Here is a 19677-nt window from a genome sequence, read left to right as displayed (position 1 = left end):
ATGTATTGCGTGCGCAAGGTAACCGACGATCTGTATTGGGTGGGGGCCAACGACCACCGGCTCCACCTGTTTGAAAACATCCACCCCATCCCCAGAGGGGTTTCCTACAACGCCTACCTGCTGCTGGACGAGCAGTCCGTCCTCTTCGACACGGTGGACTGGTCCGCCTACCGCCAGCTCCAGGACAATCTGGACCACCTGCTGGGCGACAAGCCCCTGGACTGGCTGGTGGTCAACCACATGGAGCCCGACCACGGAGCCAGCGTGGAGCAGATCCTCCGCCGCTACCCCAAGGTGAAGGTGATCTCCACTGAGAAGTCCTTCATGCTCATGCGGCAGTTCGGCTTCCACCCCGACGAGCACGAGTGTGTCGAGGTGAAGGAGGGGGACACCCACTGCTTCGGCAAGCACACCGTCACCTTCGTGGGTGCCCCCATGGTCCACTGGCCCGAGGCCATGGTCACCTTTGACACCACCAACGGCGCGCTCTTCTCCGCCGACGCCTTTGGCTCCTTCATCGCCCTGGACGGCAAGCTCTTCGCCGACGAGGTCAACTTCGACCGGGACTGGATCGACGAGGCCCGCCGCTACCTCACCAACATCGTGGGCAAGTACGGCCCCCACATCCAACTGCTGCTGGGCAAGGCCGCCGGCATTCTGGACCAGATCAAGTTCATCTGCCCCCTTCACGGGCCCGTGTGGCGCAAGGATCTGGGCTACTTCATCGACAAGTACGACAAGTGGAGCCGCTATGAGCCGGAGGAAAAGGGCGTCATGATCGCCTACGCCTCCATGTACGGCAACACCGAGGCCGCCGCCCAGGCCCTGGCCGCCAGGCTGTGCGAGAAGGGCGTTACCAACGTGTCGGTGTACGACGTGTCCAACACCCACGTGTCCTACCTGATCTCCGAAGCCTTCAAGTACAGCCATATCGTACTGGCCTCCGTCACCTACAACCTGGGCATCTACCCGGTGATGAAGAGCTTCCTGGAGGACATGAAGGCCCTCAACCTCCAGAACCGCACCTTCGCCCTTATCGAGAACGGCTCCTGGGCCTGCAAGTCCGGAGATCTCATGCAGAAGTTCATCGATGAGGAGATGAAAAACATGACCGTCCTCAACGAGCGGTTGAGTATGGCCTCCTCTCTCTCCGACGACAAGGCCGTGGAGCTGGATGCCCTGGCCGACGCCCTCGTGGATTCGATTCAGGTATAAAAAGCAAGCAAGAGCACCGCGGAAGCTGGCTTCCGCGGTGCTCTTGCTTATATACACTTTTTTCGCAGGAGAAAGGTGACGGCAAACCAAACCGCCAGATAGAGGGTGATGGACGCCCCGGCGGAAGAGCCGATATAATAGGAGGTCATCAGCCCCGCCAGGCCGGAGATCACCGCCCCAAGCAAGGAGAACAGGTGATACTGCCGCATGTTCCGGGCCACATTCCGGGCGGCGGCGGCGGGGAGCACCAGCAGGGAGTTGATGACCAGCAGGCCCACCCAGGTCATGGATACCGTGACCACCACGGCGATGGCGGCGGAGAACACCGCCTCCTGCCAGAACACCCCCACCCCCCGGCTGTCCGCCAGGGCAGGGTGGATGGAGGACAGCATGAGCTGATTGAAGGAGCACAGCCACAGCAGTACCACAACCAAAAGGATCACCGCCAGCAGGGCGATCTTGGCGGGCTCCACGCTGAGAATGTCACCGATGAGCAGGCTGTTGTACTGGGTGAAGCTGCCGCCGCCGAAGGTGGCAATAAAGATACCCAGGGCCACGGCGGTGGAGGAAAAGACGCCGATAACCGTGTCGCTGGCCATATTGGACTTTCGGCGCACATAGGTGAACAGCAGGGCAAACACCGCCGCCAACAGCACCGCCATCCACAGGGGATCGGCCAGGCCGCACAGGGTGCCGATGGCAATGCCGGTAAAGGCGGAGTGGCCCAGCGCGTCGGAGAAGAACGACATACGGCTTGTGACCACCATGGTGGAGAGCAGGCCGAACAGCGGCGAGATTACCAGCACCGCCAGCAGGGCGTTGCGCATGAACTGCCAGTGAAAGGGCTCCAGGAGCCCGGCCAGGAAATCCATCAGCCCCTCCCTCCTTTCCCCAGGTTCCCTTTCCCCAGGTTCAGGTGAAAGACCTCCTGGAACTCCGGCGAGGCCAGCACCTCATCCGGCGGCCCCACCCGCAGCACCGTGCCCTTGAGGAGAATCACCTTGTCGGCAAACTGGCCCAGGGTGGCGAAGTCGTGGGTGGACAGGAGGATGGACAGGTCATAGCGGGTACGGATCTCGTCCAACATGTCCAGAAGCTGCTTCTCCCCGTCAATGTCCACGCCTGAGAGGGGCTCGTCCAGCACCAGAATGTGGGGCAGCGGCTCCAGCGCCAGGGCCAGCAGCACACGCTGGAGCTCGCCGCCGGAGAGGGCCCCAATCCGCCGGTCCAGCAGGCTCTCCCCATGCACCCGGGCCAGACATGCACCCACTCTGGCCCGCAGGCTCCGGGGGGAGGGCAGGAACACCGGATAGCGGGAGATAGCGGCGGAGAAGAAGTCGAACACGCTGACCGGGTCTCCCCGGTCAAAGCTGGGAGACTGAGGCACGTAGCCGATCAGCGGCCGGGTCTTGTCGCCCCCTGCCCGTTGGAACTCAATGGTCCCGGTGTGAGGCACCTGTCCCAGGATGGTACGGAAAAGAGAGCTCTTTCCCGCCCCGTTGGGGCCGATAAGGGCCACGATCTCCCCGCAGTGCAGGTGGAAGGAAACATCTCTCAATACTTCCTCCCCGCCGAAACTCACCCCAAGGTCGGTGGCTTTAAGACAGCAGGTACCGGCACAGCCGGGCCCTGTGGTTCCGTGCTTGTGTACGCTCATCCCAATGCCTCCGCGATGGTGTCGATATTTTTCTGCATAGCGTCGAGGTAGGGCTGGATGCCCGTGCCGTCGCCGCTCATGATCATGTCCAGTTGGTACACCGCACAGCCGGTCTCCCGGGAAATGGCCCGGGCGGTAGCTTCAGAGCCATTGCGCTCGGTAAAGATAGCTGGAATTTCATATTCCCTCACCAGATCCACAACCTCCTGGATCTCAGCTGCGGAGGCCTCCGCCCCCTCCTCCTCCTCGATGGACTTCAGTAGGTTCAGGCCGTTGTCCAGAGCAAAGTACTGAAACCCGTCGTGGAACGTGATCAGATAAGGACAGGCTAGGTTCTCCATTCGTGCGTCATCTTCTGGCACCAAGGCCGCAGCCGCAGCGGCATTTTCACGGTAGCAATCCAGATTTTTCTCGTCCAACGCCCCTAAGCCATGAAGAATATTATTCATCATAACCAGTGCTGACTCTTCACACATCCAGATGTGGGGGTCGTACTCGGTGTCATGGTCGTGGCCCTCGTGGCCCAGGGCGGGCAGGAGCTCAATGCCCTCCGAGCAGTCGATCACCGCCGCGTCAGAGGCCGCCAGGGCGTCGCCCATAAAGTCCTCCAGCCCCGCACCGTTCATCACAAGCACATCGGCCTTCTCGATGGCCCTCATGTCACTGACGGTGAGCGTGTAGTCGTGGAGGCAGGAGGTGGGCTGGTTGACCAGCAGGCTTACCTCCACATCCTCCGCCCCCTCGGTCACCGCTGTGGTGAACAGGTAGACCGGGTAGGTGGTGGCCAGGATGTGAAGCGTGCCGTCGTCCCCCGGTTCGGCGGCAGGAGTACAGGCAGAGAGCAGAAGGCCAAACAGACACGCTCCCGCAAGGATTTTTTTCATATACTTCCCCTTATCTCAATAAAACAGGCGATACGCCGGGTAATTCCTACCCGGCATATCGTATTATACCGTATTTTGCCGCCCGTGTAAAACAAATCTTCTCACCGGGCCAGAAATTCCACCGCCCAGTGGAGAGGAAGATAACCCACGGCATAGCTGGCGATATTGGCGCAGGCGGCGTAGGCCGCCCGGCGGAGCCCGCTGTACTCCTTCAGCAGGAACACATAGGCAATCAGCTCCACCAGCAAAATAGGCACCTCCGCCACGAGGAGCACCAGATACTGAAGGGCAGAATCGCCGATGGAAACCAGGTCTGTCGCGATCCACAGGTGGAGCCCCGCCTGGGTGACTAGGTTGACGGCGAGGAACACCAGCCAGTCCCGCCGGGCTCGGAAGCCGAACAGCCACAGCAGCCCACCCTCCACCAGCAGGGTGGGCACCAGGGTGGATAAAAACTGGACGCCGTAGAACCCCGCCGGGGAGGTGGCCCTTGTAATGGAGTTGGTCTCCCAGTCGTACGTCAGATGGGTGTAGAACACCGTGCGGGTAAAGGGCTCGTCCGTGGCCTGGGCCCCGTCTGGGCCGGAGACGGCGATACGAAAGGCGCGGGGCAGGCCGTAGTAGGTAAAGCGATGGGTACCGTCCTCCCCCGGCCGCAGATCTCCGAACAGTGGAACGCTGGTGCCTCCCGCCAGGGCGGGGTACCAGCCGTCCACCTCCCAGTCCCGCAGCCCTTGGAGAAGATTGGGGTCGTAGTCTGCCGGATCGATGTTTGCATGGTCGCCGGGGTCGGTGACGAGCAGATCCAGGTAGTACTCCCCCGCCGGGGCGTTGACCACCGTGATGGTGACGGCGGGCTTGGGCCCGCTGTCGGCGGAGGCGGTGCCTGGGAGCACCATCAGGCAGAGCAGAACACACACAAGCAATGCAAGGAGATGCCGTCTCATACAAGTCCTCCCTCCTTCCCAACCATACGGCCACATGTAAAGGGCTCCGGAAAACGGCGGGCCGATGAGGGCATCGGCCCCTACGCTTCCCCGCTTTTTCAGGGGCGGGCGGCCACAGGCCCCCCCTACTTGGCGTAGTAGTTGATCAGGCAGCCCGCCAGCACGATGTCCCGCTCCTCGCGGGTCATGCCGGGAAGCTTGAGGGTGACGGGCCGCTCCGTGCCGTTCTGGAGGAGGACGGCCGATACCTCCTCCGCCCCGCCGTCCACGGCGGCGCGGATGCCGGGCAGGTAGATCCGGTCGCCTGGCTGGAGGTTCCAGTCCTTCACGTCTTCGGCGATAAAGGGCAGCATGCCCCAGTTGACCACGTTGGAGCGGTAGCGCTTGGTGGCGTACTCGGCGGCCAGGTTGGCCGCGCCGCCCAGCACCCGCTGGCAGGAGGCGGCCTGCTCCCGGGCGGAGCCGTCGCCGGGCTTGAGGGCCATCACCAGGGAACCCAGGCCGGTGTCCGCCGGATCATGGCCCAGCAGGGCCTCCCCCACCCTGGGATCGCCGGGATTGGTGCGGCGGAGCCGTTCCACCGCCAGCACCTCCTTGGCCCGGGGCACGTACTGGGGGTCCTTGCGGCTGAGGGCGAACTCGGAGAGCTTGACTGGGTTGGAGCGGTAGGAGGAGGTTTCGCCGGAGGGAATGAGCTCGTCGGTGGTGGTGACGGGGTCATAGATGGCCGAGCACACCGTGAGCAGCAGATTCTCCGGCAGGGCCACCTGCTCCGGCCAGTCGGCGATATTGGGGCCGAACACCAGCTCCTGGCCGGGGTCGGGCCGCCCCACGCCAAAGTAGACCCGGGCCTTGTAGGGGGTGTCGTCGTAGGCGAAGGGCTCCTCGGCGGGGTCGGCCGGGGGCGCGGGCAGCTCGTCGGCCCCGGTGAGCACGCCGCCGTTGAGGGCGGTGGCGGCGATGCTCCGGGCGTCCATGAGGGCCACGTAGGACACCTGCCCGTCGGAGGGCTTGCTCCCCTCCCGGTTGGGGAAGTTGCGGGTGGAGTGGCGGATGGAGAAGGCCCCGTTGGCGGGCACGTCGCCCGCGCCGAAGCAGGGGCCGCAGAAGCAGGAGCGGATGGAGGCCCCGGCGGCCATGAGGGAGGCGATGTAGCCCCTCCGGGTCAGCTCCAGGTTGACGGGCTGGCTGGTGGGATAGACCGACAGCCAGAACTCGCCGGAGCCGATGGCGCGGCCGTCCAGGATCTGGGCCGCCCGCACGATATTCTGGTAAGTACCGCCGGAGCAGCCGGCGATGACTCCCTGATCCACCTGGAATTTGCCGTCCACAATCTTCTCCCGCAGTGAGGCGGGCCGGTTCTTGAGCTTGAGCTGGCGCACCGTGTCCTCGTCCACCTGGTGGAGCAGCTCGTCCATGTTCTCCTGGAACTCCTGAATGGTGTAGGCGTTGGAGGGGTGGAAGGGCAAGGCGATCATGGGGCGGATCTTGTCCAGTTCCACCTCAATGAGTCCGTCGTAGTAGGCCCCGTCGGCGGGGGACTGGGGCTTGAACGCCTCCCCCCGGCCCAGGGCGGCCAGGTGCCGCTTCAGGGTATCGTCGGCGGGCCAGACGGAGGACAGGCAGGTGGTCTCGGTGGTCATCACGTCGATGCCGGAGCGGTAGTCCATGGACAGATTGGCCACGCCAGGTCCGAAAAATTCCATCACCGCGTTCTTGACCACTCCGTCTTTGAAGGTGGAGCGGATGAGCTCCAGCGCCACGTCCTGGGGGCCCACACCGGGAATGGGCGTGCCGGTGAGGTAGACGGCGACGACCTTGGGATAGGCGATGTTGTAGGTCTTTTTCAGCAATTGGCGGGCCAGCTCCGGTCCGCCCTCGCCGATGGCCATGGTGCCGTAAGCGCCGTAGCGGGTGTGGGAGTCGGAGCCCAGGATCATCCTGCCGGGGGCGGCGTACCGCTCCCGCATATAGGAATGAATGACGCTCTGGTGGGCGGGGACAAACTCGCCGCCGTACTTCTTGGCCGCCGACAGTCCGAACACATGGTCGTCCTCGTTGATGGTTCCCCCCACGGCGCACAGGGAGTTGTGGCAGTTGGTGAGCACATAGGGCAGGGGGAACGCCTGCATGCCGGAGGCCCGGGCGGTCTGGATGATGCCCACGTAGGTGATATCGTGGGAGGCCATGGCGTCGAAGCGGATGGCCAGCTCCTCCATATTGTCTCCGGTATTGTGGGCCTTCAGAATCGCGTGGGCCATGGTGCCCTCCCTCGCCTTTTCCGGCGCGGGCAAGCCGGCCGCGGGGCCGTCCTTGGCCGGGACAAAGCCCCCGTTCTTGTAGTACACGCCCTCACAGGTGATCTTCAGCATGGGTATTCCCTCCGTTGCTTTGTATTTAATGTTTATCATAACAAGTTTTGCCGCAAAACGCAAGGGATTTGCCCACATTTACAGTAGCGTGTCAAAGTGCTTGCCATAAATTTATGTCAACCTTTTTTGCGGTCCTTTCTTGACGGCACCTGTGGAATAAGGTAGAATATTAGCATCTATCGCCGAGGAGTTCTGCCATGAAAAAAGCCGTTTCCTTCCTGCTCACCCTCGCCCTGCTGGCGGGGCTGCTGTCCGCCTGGGCGGCCGGTCCCGCGGGGACCCTCTCCGTCTACTTCTACGACGAGACCACCCAGCGTTATGGTGAACTGACCCAGACCGACCGGGTCAGCCTGACGCTGGACGGCTCGCCTCTAACACCGGACGATGTACCCGCCCTGGTGCAGTACCCGGTGGGACAGAACGGCCGCACGCTGGTACCCGTCCGCCTGATCGCAGAACGGCTGGGCGCCTCGGTAACCTGGGTGCCGGAAACCCGTCAGGTCATCCTCCTGCGGGAGGAGAGCACCATCGTACTCACCCTGGGCTCGGCCACCGCATTGGTCAATGGCCAGGCCATGGAGCTGCCCGGTGGCGTGCCCGCTGGCGTGGTTAAGTGGGAGGGCCGGGAGAGCACCATGGTCCCCCTGCGCTTTGTCTCGGAGCAGTTGGGCGCCACCGTGGACTGGGACAACGATACCTTTACCGCTATCCTCACCTCCCCCGGTACCCCGGAGCCGGAGCCCACGCCGACACCGACGCCGACCCCCGAGCCCACGCCCGACACGCCCGCCGCCGGGGACAAGGGGTATATCACCGGCATCTCGGTGGACGCCTCTTCCCACGTGGTGACCATCGCCACCGACCATATACCGGAATACCGGGTGGTGGATCTGGGAGACCGGGTAGCGGTGGACCTCCTGGGCGCGGTGTTTTCCGGCGCTCTGGAGGGCGAGGCCGCCCTGCCGGTGGACAGCGATGTGTTCTCCTCGGTGCGTTACAACCAGCATGGGGACGACTTGGGGTATGGCTATCCCCACACCCTGCGGGTGGTGCTGGACCTCAAGGGCGGTGCCAGCTACGCCAAAAACATCACCGTGGAGGCGGGCAGCAGCGGCGTGCGCATTACCGCCACTCCCTCCGTCTCCCCCGAGCTGCCCCCCATTGACCCCAACAAGTACACCGTCGTACTGGATGCCGGCCACGACGGGAAAACGCTAGGCGCGGTATATCCGGATGCCAACGGGGTGGACATCTATGAGAAGGATCTCACCCTGTCCATGGTCTACAAGCTGCGGGACATCCTTCTGAATGAAGGCTATAACGTGGTGCTCACCCGGGACGGGGAGACCGCCGGAGACCTGTACGAGCGCTCCGAGCTGGCCAACCGGGTCAACGCCGACCTGTTCGTGAGCATTCACTGCAACTCCGCCCCCACCGTCCCCACCTTCCAGGGGCTCTATACCTATTACTACCCCACCAGTAGCCGGAGCAAGGCCTTTGCCCAGGCCGTGCAGGACGCCGCCTGCGCGGCCAGCGGCGCGGTAGACCGCGGTATCGCCTCGGCCAACTTCGTGGTCCTGCGGGAGACCAACATGGCCGCCGTACTGGTGGAGACCGGCTTTATGACCAACGTAGAGGAACTCACCCGCCTGTGCGACGAGACCTATCAGCAGAAGCTGATGGAGGGCGTGGCACGGGGTGTCGGCGACTACCTGAACTCCCTGCCGCGTAAATAAACGCAGCGCCCGGAGCCGTTTGGTTCCGGGCGCTTTGTATCATGCCCTTCGCAGGCCCTCCCAGCAGGCCATGATGAAGCAGTGGGGCAGGAACTTGCTGGCCACACGCTGGACCAGGGCGGGCAGGCCGCAGGTAGTGACGGCCAGCAGGCGGCTGTTCCGCAGGGCCCGCCGGGCCACGGTCTCCGGCCGCTGGGCGAAGGGAAAGCTCCGTACGGTGCGCCCGTTTTTTGTATCTCTGGCCACGTCCATGAAATCGGTCCTGATCCACCCTGGGCACACCGCCGTCACCCGGATGCCCCGCGGCGCCGCCTCCCAGCGCAGGGCGCGGCTGTACCGGAGCAGAAATGCCTTGGTGGCGGCGTAGACATTGAAGCCGGGCAGGGGCTGAAAGGCGGCGGAGGAGCAGATCTCCAGCACCCGGCTTCCCCGCCCCATGTAGGGGAGCACGGCGGCAGTGAGTGCGGCGGCAGCCCGGCAGTTCAGGTCGATCATGCCACAGGTCTCCTGGAGGGTGAGTTCGGCGCAGGTGCCGAATTTGCCGAACCCGGCGGCGTTGACCAGCACCGCCACCTCCGGCTCCTCCTCTCTCATGAGAACCCGCAGGGTCTCCACGCTCTCCAATCGGGTCAGATCCAGGGCCAGAGGCCGCATCGGGGTGCGCAGCTCCGCCGCCAGCGCCTCCATCCGCTCCCCCCGGCGGGCCACACCCCAAATCTCATCCAGCCCGCCCAGCGCGTCCAGCCGCCGGACAAAGGCCATCCCCAGGCCGGAGGAGGCCCCGGTCACAATGGCAATTTTCATGCGCTCCCCTCCTTTTTCCCTATTGTACACGTAATCCGCCGCCCTATGCAAGCATCCCGGCCCCCAAAAAGGGGCCGGGACGTGTGAGTTTACTGCTTCCCGATCGAGTTGGCCATCAGGGCCCCGTACTGCTCGCCGGTGAGCGCGCAGTGGTAGAAGAGGTCGAAGTATTCGGTCACCTCGGCCTGGAGGTCGTAGTCCGCCGCGTCGGGGTAGAGGAGCTTTGCCATCCACAGCATACCCAGATACCGCTGGACGGAGGGCGGAAAGCCCATCCAGTTGTAGGGGCCCATGGGGGCCTCATAGTAGCTGCCGTTCTGGATGGCGGTGAGGCTCTGCCACAGCGGATCATCCCCCACGGAGGCATAAACGCTGTCGGGAGCGAAGAGGATTACGTCAGGATTCCACAGCATGAGCTGTTCCATGTCCACCTCGTTTCCGGTACCCTTGGAGGAGGGGGAGTCCACCACCGCCAGGTTGTTGGACAGCAGGTCGATGATCTCGGCGTGGTAAGACCCCTGGGCGATGACGTTGAGGCCAGCGTCGCCGGTGATGTAGAGCAGGTTCGCCTTCTCCACGTGCTCCGCCACGTCCTTGACCATGGCGTAGGTCTCGTCGCAGTAGGCGGCCAGCGTCTCGGCCTCCTCCTCCATGCCCAGCAGCTCGCCCAGCTTCCGATAGGCGTCGCCCATGGTCTCAATGGTGGCGGACACGTGGACGAAGGGGATGCCGGTCTGCTCCTGGAGGGCATCCAGATCCTCCACGATGGTGTCCTTGGGCTCGCCCACGTCGATGACCACCTGGGCTCCGGAGCCCAAGAGGGTCTCCAGATTCAGCTCGCCCTTGCCGCCGTAGAGCTGGCCCAGCAGGGGCAGATTGTAGTACTCAGTGGCCAGGTACTGCTCGGCGCTCGCGTCCCACTCGTCGGCAATGCCTACCAGCTTGTCGGGGCACAGGGCGAAGAGCACCATCTGGGCCAGGGGGCCGGAGACCGCCACACTGGTGATCTCCGCGGGCACCTCCACGGTGCGGCCCACGGAGTCGGTGAAAGAGGCGGAGCCGTCCTCGGGCTGGGCGGGGGTGGACACCGCCGGCGCGGGGTCTGCGGAGGGGCTCTCCGCGGGCGCGGGGGCCGCCGCAGGCGGCCAGCCCTAGGAGCATACTGAGGGCCAGGAGGGTACAGAGCAGCTTTTTCATGGTATCATCTCTCCTTTTCTTTGTCTGGTATCTCGCAGGCCTGGAACCAGAGCAGGCCGATGGGCTCGTTTACCGGGAAGTACCACGGAAATTCCGGGTCGTCCCGCCGCTGAAGGCGGCTTTGCAGGGCCTCGGGTGTCAGCTCCGCCGGATCGTCCCGGCTGTGTGTGCGGAAAAAGACCGCCGCGTCCTCCAGGGAGCGGAAGGGCTGGCCCATATCCAGCTCTAAAACCCGGCTCTGGTAGGGGATGCCCCTCTCCTTCAGCGCCCGGCACAGCTCCTCAAAGCCCTGCCGGGGGTGGTCCTTCCCCCTGGAAAAGCGGTGATCCCGGCCGCAGCGTTTGAGCACCGCCACCGTGCCGGTACACTGCCGCCGGGCGGCGGAGAGGATCTCATCCGTGCGGCCGAAGAAGCAGAACACCATAGCGTCGTAGGGCTCCTCCGGTGTGTCGGCCAGCACATCGCACCGCCGGGGCTCCACGTTTGGGGGGAGGGGCTGCGCCTCCAGATGGCGGATGGCCTCGGCGGACAGATCGGCCGCCACCACCGCGCCGCAGTAGGGGGCCAGCGCCAGGCTCAACCCGCCGAGCCCGCACCCCGCGTCGCACACCCGCGCCCCCGGGGGGAGCACCTGAGACAGGGCCGCGGCCATGGCCGCACAGCTCCCGTTGACCCGGATGGCGTCGGCCATGAAGCGCACCATGTCGGGGGTCCACAGGACAATGGACTTGCGCACCGGGGCGATGAGTACCCCGTCGCCGGTGCGGACAAAGCGGGCGGGCACGCCGTAGAGCTTCCGCATCAGCGCCTCGTCCAAGGCCTGGTCAGGGGGGCCGTCGGCGGCCACCCGGCCGTCGTGGAGGGCCACCACCCGCTGGGCATAGAGCATGGCATGCTGTGGGTTGTGACAGGAGAGCAGGACAGTGTACCCCCGCAGGGTCAGGGCGGATACCCGCTCCAGCACCCGCACCTGGTTGCCGAAGTCCAGGGCGGAGGTGGGCTCGTCCATCAGCAGCAGCCGGGCCTGCTGGGCCAGGGCCCGGGCCGCCAGTACAAGCTGCTGCTCTCCACCGGACAGCTCCGCAAAGCTCCGGTGGGCGTAGTCCGCGATCCCCAGCTCCTCCAGGGCCTCCATGGCGATGGCCCGCTCCCGCCGGCCCGGCGCGGAGAAGAGGCCCAGCCGGTGGTTGGTGCCCATAAGCACCAGCTCCAGCGCCGTGTAGGGAAAGACCATATGGCTGGTCTGAGGAATGTAGGCGACTTTTTGGGCCAGGGCGCGGGGCGTCAGGGACGACACGTCGCCGCCGTCCACCCGGATGCGCCCCTGGTAGCCGGGCAGCAGGCCCAGGATGCAGCGGAACAGGGTGGTCTTTCCCGCCCCGTTGGCCCCCAGGACAAAGACCAGCTCCCCCGGCTCCGCCCGCAGGTCCACCCCCCGCAGCACCTCCCGCTTTCCGTAGGAGAAGCACAGGTGTTCCACCTCCAGCATCACCGGCCCCCCCCTTTCCGCAGCATCAGATAGAGGAAGAAGGGCGCGCCCGTGAAGGCGGTGAGGATGCCGATGGGGATCTCGGTGGCCAGCAGGTTGCGGGAGAGGTTGTCCACCAGCAGCAGGAAGGCCGCCCCCGCCAGCATGGAGCAGGGCAGCAGCACCTTGAAGTTGCTCCCCACCAGCTTGCGGCACAGGTGGGGCACCACCAGCCCCACCCATCCGATCATGCCGCTGACCGCGATGGAGGCGGCGGTGACCAGCGTGGCGCACACCACCGTCAGAAAACGCAGCCGGGGGGCGTTGACCCCCATGGCCCTGGCCTCGTCGTCCCCCAGGGTGAGCAAGTTGAGCTTCCACCGCAGGAGAAACAGGGGGAGCAGTCCGGCGGCCATGGCGGGGGCGATGCGGGCCACATCGGCCAGACGGGTGCCCGACAGGCTGCCCATGAGCCAGTAGGTGATCTCCGGGAGCTGGTTGGTGGGGTCGGCCACCAGCTTGAGGTACGAGGTGGCAGCGGTGAACAGGGAGCTGATCACCATGCCCGCCAGCACCAGGTTGAGCACCCGGTCCCCGGGCGCCCGCTGTCCCACCAGGTAGACCAGCACCACCGTGGCCAGGGACCAGAAAAAGGCGGACAGGGTGGTGCCCTGGTTGCCCACCCCCACCAGGATGGCCAGCGCCGCCCCGAAGGACGCGCCGGAGGAGGCCCCCAGCACGTCCGGGGAGGCCATGGGATTCTGAAACACCCCCTGGTAGGCCGCCCCGGCGCTGGACAGGCAGCACCCCACCAGGCAGGCCAGAACGATGCGGGGCAGGCGGATGTTCAGGACGGCGGCGTACTCATGGTCCGTCCACGTGGGCTCCAGCGGCAGGAGCGGGGAGAGCAGAATCCGGCAGGTGGTGCCGGCATCCACCCCATACCGCCCCAGGCAGAAGGAGAGGACAAACAGCGCCGCCAGCAGTACGCCCAATGCCAGCAGCACCCGGCCGCCGGTGTGTTCTGTTTTGGACAAGGGCCTGCACCTCCTCTCTCACCTCAATCTAGCAAATGGGCCAGCTCGGCAGGAATTTCCGCCCGGTTCTCCACCGTCAGCGGGAGCAACCGGACATCCGCCCGGCGGGAAACAGGGCCCCAGAAGGGGCTTTTTTCGTGGGGGCGCAGCACCCCCAGCACCGGCGTGGGGCCGTCCAGCAGGGTAAAGACCGCCCGCTGGAACACCGGGGAACACCGCTCCAGGAAGCCAAGCTCGTCCATCAGCAGCAGGGAGCGCCGCCCCACCGGGGCGGACAGCAGACGCTCCCCCGCCGCGTCAAAGGCGGCCCGGTCGGCCCTCACGCCATGGGGCTCCATCGTGGCAACGCTCAGGGTCTCCCCCGTCTCCAGCAGCTCCAGCGCCAGATGGCCGCCCACCCGGTCCCAGCGGGTACGGAACCCGCCGGGGGCCTCCGGCCGCCCCGCCAGATAGCGGGCGATGGCGGTGGACTTTCCGCTCTGGAGCGGGCCGGTCAAAAAAATGTGCATCACACAGCATCTCCTCTTTATTGGGGCAAAACAAAACGCCGCATCCTGAAAAAGGATACGGCAATACAGGGCGGTCCCTGTGCAGAGGGCCGCCGCGGACTGTCGTTCCTTTTCAAACACGGAAGGCGCCGCTGTTTCCCGCGGCACCCTGCGGCCCCGGCCGGGGCCATCGGTCCGCCCGCCCTAGGTCACCCCGTAGGCGGACGGACTCGGAACAGTATACATTTGTACCTATAGACTAGCGTTTTCGCCGGAATTTGTCAAGCCGCAGACAGTTCTTTATACCACAAAGCGGTAGCCCAGCCCCCGCACCGTCTGGATGTAGGCGGGGCAGGCGGGATCCTCCTCAATCTTGGCCCGCAGGCGGTTGACATAGACCATGATGGCGTTCTCGTCGATGATGGCCTCTCCCCAGAGCAGATCGTAGAGCATATCCTTGGAGAAAATGCGGTTGACATTGTCGATAAACAGCTTCATCATCGCGTTCTCCTTTGCGGAGAGGGGAATTTCCACCCCGTTTTTATAAAAGCGCAGGGTGCTGGTGTTGTAGGTGAAGGGTCCGGCGGTGATGAGGCTGTCCGCCCCAGGCAGGCCGTTGCGGCTACGGCGGATAAGGGCCTTTACCTTCGCCCCCAGAGTGACGGGGTTGAAGGGTTTGGTCACATAGTCGTCCGCCCCGATGTCCAGGCCATACAGAGTATCATAGTCCTCCTTGCGTCCGCTGACGATGATGATGGGGGTCCGGACGCCCCGCTGCCGGAGGGTCTGTACCACCTGAAAACCGTCCATCCCCATTAGATTCACGTCCAGCAGGATCAGGTCGTACGTCCGCTGCGCCGTCCGCTCCAGGGCCTCCTCTCCGGAAGCCACCGTGTCCGCCTCGATTCCGTTGCTCCGGATGACCTTATAGAGCATGGTGAGGACGGCTTCATCGTCGTCCACAATCAGCACCGTATCCGCCACTGTGCTTCTCCCCCTTTACAGCCGGTTTGAAATCCAGTATGATTTCAGTATAAAGAATCTGCCGGAATTTGACAAGGGGGTGTGTGGTATGGAGGGGCAAAAAAAGCGTCGGCCTCCTGTTCTTCTTCTGATGATCCTGGTTCTTTTCCTCACCGTTGGCGGCCTGGCCCTGGCCGTGCAGAGCTTCGGCCGCTACGACACCCTCCTGCTGGAGCAGTCGGACAGCCAGCTCTACGGACTGGCCCGTTCGGTGGACCGCAGCGTTTCGGGCGCCCTAGAGCAATTTATCGGGGAGCTGGACTACCTCATCCGGCTGGAGAACTTTACCGATGCGGAGGCCGACTGCCTCGCCGGGCAGCCGGAGGAGCTCCTTCAATTGCTCCAGAACAACCCTCTTATCCGTGAGGCCCTTATCACCGACTTTCTCTGTCTCCAGAACGGGCGGGTGCTGCTCTCCGCCTCTGGACGCACCGGCTATACGTTTCCCGTCGGGGGCAGCCTGGACGAGCGGGACCGTGTCCGCCCCTGCGTGGCGGAGAACGGCACCGTCTATCTCTCCTTCCAACTGGAGGGGGAGCGGGGGCTGTGGTACGCCGCGCTGGTGGACCTCTCTCTCTTTTACCGGCAGGTGGCCGGCGGCCTCACCACCTCTCCCCGGGATCAAATCCTCCTTCTGGACGCGGGCGGCCAGGTCCTGCTCCACCAGACCGGTCAGGAGATACGTGTGGAGCTGGCGGCGGACGGTCTCGCCGGGGAGCCTGGCCTGGGCTTTCTGCTCCAGTGCCAGAGGGAGGGCCAGGAGGGAGCCTGCTTCTATGAGGCGGAGGGCTACACCGCCCGCATGGCGGTGATCCCCGCCGCAGGAAACAACGGCATCTTCGCCGTAGGCGTTTCCGAAGACTTCGACCAAGTGTCGCGGCCCATCCGCCGCTCCGCCCTTCTGCTCACCACCGGCGGCGGACTGGTGATCGCCGGAGTGCTTTTGCTGGCGGGTCTCAACCTTCGCTCCGGGCGGCGCAACGAGCGCGCCCAGCGGGAGCTGGCCCTGCTCCAGGAAAAGAACGCCGCCATGGAGGCCCTCAACCGCAAGAATCAGGAGCTGGCCCACCATGACCGGCTCCAGACCATCGGCACACTCACCTCCAGTATCGCCCACGAGTTTAATAATCTGCTCACCCCCATCATGGGCTACTCCATTCTGGTGCTGGAGCAACTGCCCTCTGATGCCGAGGAGCTGTATGATAACGTGCTGGAGATCTACAACTCCTCCCGCAAGGCCAAGGAGATCATCGCCCGGCTGTCCGACCTGTCCCGCAAAAACACCTCTCTCACCTTCCAGTATGTATCCCCCGATGAGCTGGTGCGCAAGGTGCTCGCCGTAGCCTCCCCCGCCCGGCCGCCCCATGTGGAGGTGCGCACCGATCTCGCCTGCCGCCACCTGTGGCTCCGGGGCAACGAGATCCAGCTCTCCCAGATGCTGCTCAACCTGATCCTCAATGCCTACCACGCCATGGAGCCCGGCGGCGGAGCCCTCACCGTGGCCACCCGGCCGGAGGGGGAGTTTCTCTGCTTCCAGGTCTCCGACACCGGCTCCGGCATTTCGCCGGAGGTGCTCCCCCACATCTTTGAGCCCTTCTTTACCACCAAGGAGCGTGGCAAGGGCACCGGCCTGGGACTGGCCATCGTCCGGCAGGTAATGGAGGAGCACAAGGGGACCATCGCCATCGACACCGCCCCAGGCCGGGGCACCACCATGCTCCTCCGTTTCCCCACCATCACGCCGCCGGAGGAGGATACCTGAACTCCAATACGTCCCCGCACCGTGCGGGGGCGTATTTTTTGTGTATACCTTAACAAATATTAAGGTTCTATCTATGTCCTGTTAAGGCTTATTTGTTATTCTTTTAACAAACAGTGGGAAAGGGGGTATACTATGCTGATTACCATTGGGCACACCTATGGCAGCGGCGGTTTGGAGATCGGTCGGCGGCTGGCCGCCCGGCTGGAGATCCCCTGCGGCGACGCGGAGGCCGACGAAGGGGCCGTCCGCTCACTGGCGGGACGCGGCTCCTGCGTGGTGGTGGGCCTGTGCGCCGACCATGTTCTGTCCGGCCAGCCGGGGCTGAACAGGATTTTTATCCACTGCGGCATGGATCAGCGGGTGGAGCGGCTGATGCGGGAGCGCGGCCTGTCCCCGGCGGAGGCCACCCGGGAGGCGCTGCGCCAGGATCGGGAACGGGCCCGGCTCTATGGCCTGTATACCGGAGCCAAGTGGGGCGAGGTGGGCCGGTATGATCTGACGGTGGACAGCGGTCCCTTGGGGGTATCCGGTACCGTGGAGCTGTTGAGTCAGTTCATCGCCCTGAAAACCATGCGCCGGCGAAGCAAGGAGGCCGCACATGCTGGAACAACTGATTGAACGTATCCTGCCCACTATCATTGCGGCGCTGGAGCTGATGGGTATCTTCATTGTGGCGGTCTCGGCCTTAAGCGCCTTCGGCCGTTACCTGAAAAGCCTGTTCACCCGCACCCCCTGCGACGTCAAGTTCGCCCTGGCCAACGGTCTGGCCCTCAGCCTGGAGTTCAAAATGGCCGCCGAGATTCTCAAGACCGTCTTGGTGCGGGACCTCAAAGAGCTTCTGGTGCTGGGCGCCGTCATTCTGCTGCGGGCCCTGCTCTCCTTCCTGATCCACTTTGAGATGAAAGGAACCCATCCCCCTAAATAAGTTTCGGAGGTATCGACATGAAACGAATGCTTGCCCTGCTCCTGACCCTGACGCTGGCCCTGGGCCTGCTGGCCGGCTGCGGCACCACAGTGGTGGTGGCCGTCCCCGGCGGTATCCCCGTCAAGACCGGCCTGGCCCTTCTCACCTCTGTGTCCAGCAGCAAGGACGCTACCGCCGACGCCGACGGCCTGGCCCAGGCGGACATCACCGTGGTGGCCGTCACGGTGGGCGATGACGGGATCATTTACGACTGCGTTATCGACTCCATCCAGTCCAAGCTCAATTTTGACACCTCTGGCGCGCTTCTCTCCGACCTCACCCTCACGATCCCCTCCAAAAACGAGCTGGGCGCCGACTATGGTATGGGGAAGATCAGCTCCATCGGCAGGGAGTGGAACGAGCAGGCCCAGTCCCTGGCGGACTATGTGGTTGGCAAGACCATCCCTGAGGTGAAAGGCATTTCCATTAGTGAAGAGGGCAAGCCCACCGGCGCGGACCTCACCGCCTCCGTCACCATGTCCATCGGAGGATACATCAGCGCGATTGAGCAGGCTGCGGCCAATGCCTCCCATTTGGGGGCCTCCAAGGGCGACCGGCTGGTGCTGACCACCACCACCAATGCCGCCAAGAGCACGGACGCTACCAGCGATGCCGATGGCCTGGCCCAGGCCTACGCCACCGTGGGAGCCCTCACCCTGAGCGGGGACACCATCACCAGCATGGTCATCGACGCGGTACAGGCCAACGTGAATTTTAACGCCGCCGGGACCATTACCACCGACCTCGCCGCCGCGCAGCCCTCCAAGAATGAACTGGGTGCCGACTACGGCATGGGGAAGGTCAGCTCCATCGGCAAGGAGTGGGACGAGCAAGCCGCCGCCTTCGCTTCCTATGTTACCGGCAAGACCGTGGCCGAGGCCACTGGTATCGCCGTCACGGAGGAGGGCAATGCGGGCGACGCCGATCTCGCCGCCTCCGTCACCATCGGCGTGGGCGACTTCCTGACCCTGGTGGAAAAGGCAGGGGCCTGAGATGCGTCGCCTGCTCCCCCTGCTTCTGTCCGTCCTCCTGCTGGCCGGCTGCGCATCCCCTGCCGCGCCGGAGGAGGAGGGTGCGAAGCGGTATGAGGCCACCTTTCTCACCCTCTTTGACACCGTGACCACCGTGGTGGGCTATGCGGAGAGTGAGGAGGACTTTCAGGCCACCGCCCAGTCCCTCCATGACGCGCTGCTGGAGTACCACCAGCTCTACGACATCTACAGCGACTATGACGGTGTGGTCAACCTCAAGGCGGTAAACGACGCCGCCGGCGGGGCGCCCGTGGTTGTGGACCGCAAAATCATCGACCTGCTTCTCTTCTGCCGGGACCTCTGCGAGGGCACCGGCGGCCAGGTCAATGCCGCCTTGGGGGGCGTGCTGGCCCTGTGGCATGACGCCCGGGAGGCTGGCATCAGCGATCCCGCCTCCGCCGCCCTCCCCGACGCCGCCGCTCTGGCGGAGGCCGCTCGCCACACCGACTTCTCTTCTGTCATCATTGATGAGGCCGCCTCCACCGTGCAGATCACCGACCCCGCCCTCCGGCTGGACGTTGGGGCCATTGCCAAGGGCTATGCCGTGGAGCAGGTATGCCGCGCCGCGCCGGATGGGCTGCTTCTCAGCGTGGGGGGCAACGTCCGGGCCACCGGCCCAAAGCCTGGAGGCGAGAACTGGGTAGTTGGCATCCAAGCCCCCGACGGGGAGAGCGGAGCGTTCCTCCACACCCTCTACGTCCGCGATGTGTCGGTAGTCACCAGCGGCGACTACCAGCGCTACTACACCGTGGGCGGCGTGCGCTACCACCACATCATCGACCCCACCACCCGCCGCCCCGCCGCCTACTGGCGGGCGGTCACCGTGCTGTGCGCCGATTCCGGCCTGGCCGACGCCCTCTCCACCGCCCTGTTCACCCTCCCCCAGGCGGAGGGGCAGGCCCTTCTGGACCGCTACGGGGCCGAGGCCATGTGGGTGGACGCCTCCGGCGGCGAGGTATTCAGCCCCGGTTTTTCCTCCTATCTCCGCACCTGACTTCAAAAATGAGGTGAAAGCATGAGACATCTGTTCTGGGGCGGCGTACATCCCGCCGGCCGCAAGGAGCTCTCCCGCGGCGCGGCCCCCACCCCCGC

General features: G+C 64.6%; 18 protein-coding genes and 1 riboswitch. Of the genes, 7 read left to right on the top strand and 11 right to left on the bottom strand.

The features are described 5' to 3' along the window. Nucleotides 1–1215, top strand: a complete 1215-nt coding sequence (locus tag ACESY8_RS06300) for an FprA family A-type flavoprotein (RefSeq protein WP_054338551.1) — start codon at nt 1–3, stop codon at nt 1213–1215. A gap of 47 nt (nt 1216–1262) precedes the next feature. Here ACESY8_RS06300 and ACESY8_RS06295 read toward each other — a convergent pair whose 3' ends face one another. The 5 genes from ACESY8_RS06295 to ACESY8_RS06275 all read right to left on the bottom strand — a co-directional run bounded on the left by ACESY8_RS06295 (nt 1263) and on the right by ACESY8_RS06275 (nt 7075). Next, complete coding sequence (locus ACESY8_RS06295) at nt 1263–2087, bottom strand: metal ABC transporter permease (protein WP_007494586.1); 825 nt, start codon at nt 2085–2087, stop codon at nt 1263–1265. Beyond that, nucleotides 2087–2872, bottom strand: coding sequence for a metal ABC transporter ATP-binding protein (locus tag ACESY8_RS06290; protein ID WP_024723107.1), 786 nt, complete (start codon nt 2870–2872; stop codon nt 2087–2089). The genes ACESY8_RS06295 and ACESY8_RS06290 overlap by 1 nt, the downstream gene beginning before the upstream one ends. Continuing rightward, nucleotides 2869–3756 carry a metal ABC transporter substrate-binding protein gene (locus ACESY8_RS06285; RefSeq protein WP_007494583.1) on the bottom strand — a complete coding sequence of 296 codons (888 nt, stop codon included), beginning with the start codon at nt 3754–3756 and terminating at the stop codon, nt 2869–2871. The genes ACESY8_RS06290 and ACESY8_RS06285 overlap by 4 nt, the downstream gene beginning before the upstream one ends. Nucleotides 3757–3857: 101 nt before the next feature. Continuing rightward, a complete protein-coding gene (locus ACESY8_RS06280) occupies nt 3858–4703 on the bottom strand; it encodes a hypothetical protein (RefSeq protein ID WP_054338550.1) in 846 nt (281 codons plus the stop codon). Nucleotides 4704–4828: 125 nt separating this feature from the next. Further along, complete coding sequence (locus ACESY8_RS06275; protein ID WP_498794667.1) at nt 4829–7075, bottom strand: hydratase; 2247 nt, start codon at nt 7073–7075, stop codon at nt 4829–4831. Nucleotides 7076–7272: 197 nt separating this feature from the next. Between ACESY8_RS06275 and ACESY8_RS06270 the strand changes: the two genes are divergently transcribed. Continuing rightward, nucleotides 7273–8811 (top strand): N-acetylmuramoyl-L-alanine amidase family protein, encoded by a 1539-nt coding sequence (locus ACESY8_RS06270; protein WP_498794666.1) that lies wholly within the window; start codon nt 7273–7275, stop codon nt 8809–8811. Between the two features lie 39 nt (nt 8812–8850). Here the strand turns inward: ACESY8_RS06270 and ACESY8_RS06265 are convergent, their stop codons facing one another. The 6 genes from ACESY8_RS06265 to ACESY8_RS06240 form a co-directional block, all read right to left on the bottom strand. Then, complete coding sequence (locus tag ACESY8_RS06265; RefSeq protein WP_009256692.1) at nt 8851–9615, bottom strand: SDR family NAD(P)-dependent oxidoreductase; 765 nt, start codon at nt 9613–9615, stop codon at nt 8851–8853. Between the two features lie 89 nt (nt 9616–9704). Then, nucleotides 9705–10703, bottom strand: a complete 999-nt coding sequence (locus tag ACESY8_RS06260) for an ABC transporter substrate-binding protein (RefSeq protein ID WP_498794665.1) — start codon at nt 10701–10703, stop codon at nt 9705–9707. Between the two features lie 113 nt (nt 10704–10816). Beyond that, on the bottom strand, nt 10817–12301 hold the full coding sequence (locus ACESY8_RS06255) for an ATP-binding cassette domain-containing protein (RefSeq protein ID WP_498794664.1): 1485 nt from the start codon (nt 12299–12301) through the stop codon (nt 10817–10819). Next, entirely contained in the window at nt 12301–13317 is a 1017-nt protein-coding gene (locus ACESY8_RS06250; RefSeq protein ID WP_054338543.1) for a FecCD family ABC transporter permease, read from the bottom strand. The genes ACESY8_RS06255 and ACESY8_RS06250 overlap by 1 nt, the downstream gene beginning before the upstream one ends. A 23-nt stretch (nt 13318–13340) precedes the next feature. Further along, the gene (locus tag ACESY8_RS06245; RefSeq protein ID WP_204681155.1) at nt 13341–13826 is read right to left on the bottom strand and encodes a nucleoside-triphosphatase; all 486 of its coding nucleotides are present in this window, start codon (nt 13824–13826) and stop codon (nt 13341–13343) included. A gap of 89 nt (nt 13827–13915) precedes the next feature. Next, nucleotides 13916–14053, bottom strand: a riboswitch (molybdenum cofactor riboswitch). Nucleotides 14054–14105: 52 nt separating this feature from the next. Beyond that, nucleotides 14106–14789, bottom strand: coding sequence for a response regulator (locus tag ACESY8_RS06240; RefSeq protein ID WP_054338542.1), 684 nt, complete (start codon nt 14787–14789; stop codon nt 14106–14108). 88 nt (nt 14790–14877) lie between these two features. Here ACESY8_RS06240 and ACESY8_RS06235 point away from each other — a divergent pair, with 88 nt between their 5' ends. The 5 genes from ACESY8_RS06235 to ACESY8_RS06215 all read left to right on the top strand — a co-directional run bounded on the left by ACESY8_RS06235 (nt 14878) and on the right by ACESY8_RS06215 (nt 19579). Beyond that, on the top strand, nt 14878–16590 hold the full coding sequence (locus ACESY8_RS06235) for a sensor histidine kinase (RefSeq protein ID WP_054338541.1): 1713 nt from the start codon (nt 14878–14880) through the stop codon (nt 16588–16590). A 132-nt stretch (nt 16591–16722) separates the two neighbouring features. Next, a complete protein-coding gene (locus tag ACESY8_RS06230) occupies nt 16723–17208 on the top strand; it encodes a cytidylate kinase-like family protein (protein WP_054338540.1) in 486 nt (161 codons plus the stop codon). After that, nucleotides 17189–17515 (top strand): DUF1622 domain-containing protein, encoded by a 327-nt coding sequence (locus ACESY8_RS06225; protein ID WP_007494552.1) that lies wholly within the window; start codon nt 17189–17191, stop codon nt 17513–17515. Before ACESY8_RS06230 ends, ACESY8_RS06225 begins: the two co-directional genes overlap by 20 nt. A 17-nt stretch (nt 17516–17532) precedes the next feature. Continuing rightward, a complete protein-coding gene (locus ACESY8_RS06220; RefSeq protein WP_498794663.1) occupies nt 17533–18546 on the top strand; it encodes a hypothetical protein in 1014 nt (337 codons plus the stop codon). A 1-nt stretch (nt 18547) separates the two neighbouring features. Continuing rightward, nucleotides 18548–19579, top strand: a complete 1032-nt coding sequence (locus tag ACESY8_RS06215; protein WP_054339494.1) for an FAD:protein FMN transferase — start codon at nt 18548–18550, stop codon at nt 19577–19579. Nucleotides 19580–19677: the final 98 nt, after the last annotated feature.

It is taken from the genome of Clostridium sp. ATCC BAA-442 (genome assembly GCF_964239415.1).
Lineage (GTDB): Bacteria > Bacillota > Clostridia > Oscillospirales > Oscillospiraceae > Flavonifractor > Flavonifractor plautii.
Note: the sequence above shows the minus strand (reverse complement) of the source record. Positions and strands in the feature narration are given on the sequence as shown.

What these genes read in the sequence shown, in the direction of transcription:
- ACESY8_RS06220 (WP_498794663.1), top strand. Translation starts at nt 17,533, where the DNA reads ATGAAACGAATGCTTGCCCTGCTCCTGACCCTGACGCTGGCCCTGGGC.
- ACESY8_RS06230 (WP_054338540.1), top strand. Translation starts at nt 16,723, where the DNA reads ATGCTGATTACCATTGGGCACACCTATGGCAGCGGCGGTTTGGAGATC.
- ACESY8_RS06280 (WP_054338550.1), bottom strand. Translation starts at nt 4,703, where the DNA reads ATGAGACGGCATCTCCTTGCATTGCTTGTGTGTGTTCTGCTCTGCCTG.
- ACESY8_RS06245 (WP_204681155.1), bottom strand. Translation starts at nt 13,826, where the DNA reads ATGCACATTTTTTTGACCGGCCCGCTCCAGAGCGGAAAGTCCACCGCC.
- ACESY8_RS06270 (WP_498794666.1), top strand. Translation starts at nt 7,273, where the DNA reads ATGAAAAAAGCCGTTTCCTTCCTGCTCACCCTCGCCCTGCTGGCGGGG.
- ACESY8_RS06265 (WP_009256692.1), bottom strand. Translation starts at nt 9,615, where the DNA reads ATGAAAATTGCCATTGTGACCGGGGCCTCCTCCGGCCTGGGGATGGCC.
- ACESY8_RS06225 (WP_007494552.1), top strand. Translation starts at nt 17,189, where the DNA reads ATGCTGGAACAACTGATTGAACGTATCCTGCCCACTATCATTGCGGCG.
- ACESY8_RS06300 (WP_054338551.1), top strand. Translation starts at nt 1, where the DNA reads ATGTATTGCGTGCGCAAGGTAACCGACGATCTGTATTGGGTGGGGGCC.
- ACESY8_RS06295 (WP_007494586.1), bottom strand. Translation starts at nt 2,087, where the DNA reads ATGGATTTCCTGGCCGGGCTCCTGGAGCCCTTTCACTGGCAGTTCATG.
- ACESY8_RS06235 (WP_054338541.1), top strand. Translation starts at nt 14,878, where the DNA reads ATGGAGGGGCAAAAAAAGCGTCGGCCTCCTGTTCTTCTTCTGATGATC.
- ACESY8_RS06255 (WP_498794664.1), bottom strand. Translation starts at nt 12,301, where the DNA reads ATGCTGGAGGTGGAACACCTGTGCTTCTCCTACGGAAAGCGGGAGGTG.
- ACESY8_RS06275 (WP_498794667.1), bottom strand. Translation starts at nt 7,075, where the DNA reads ATGCTGAAGATCACCTGTGAGGGCGTGTACTACAAGAACGGGGGCTTT.
- ACESY8_RS06215 (WP_054339494.1), top strand. Translation starts at nt 18,548, where the DNA reads ATGCGTCGCCTGCTCCCCCTGCTTCTGTCCGTCCTCCTGCTGGCCGGC.
- ACESY8_RS06285 (WP_007494583.1), bottom strand. Translation starts at nt 3,756, where the DNA reads ATGAAAAAAATCCTTGCGGGAGCGTGTCTGTTTGGCCTTCTGCTCTCT.
- ACESY8_RS06290 (WP_024723107.1), bottom strand. Translation starts at nt 2,872, where the DNA reads ATGAGCGTACACAAGCACGGAACCACAGGGCCCGGCTGTGCCGGTACC.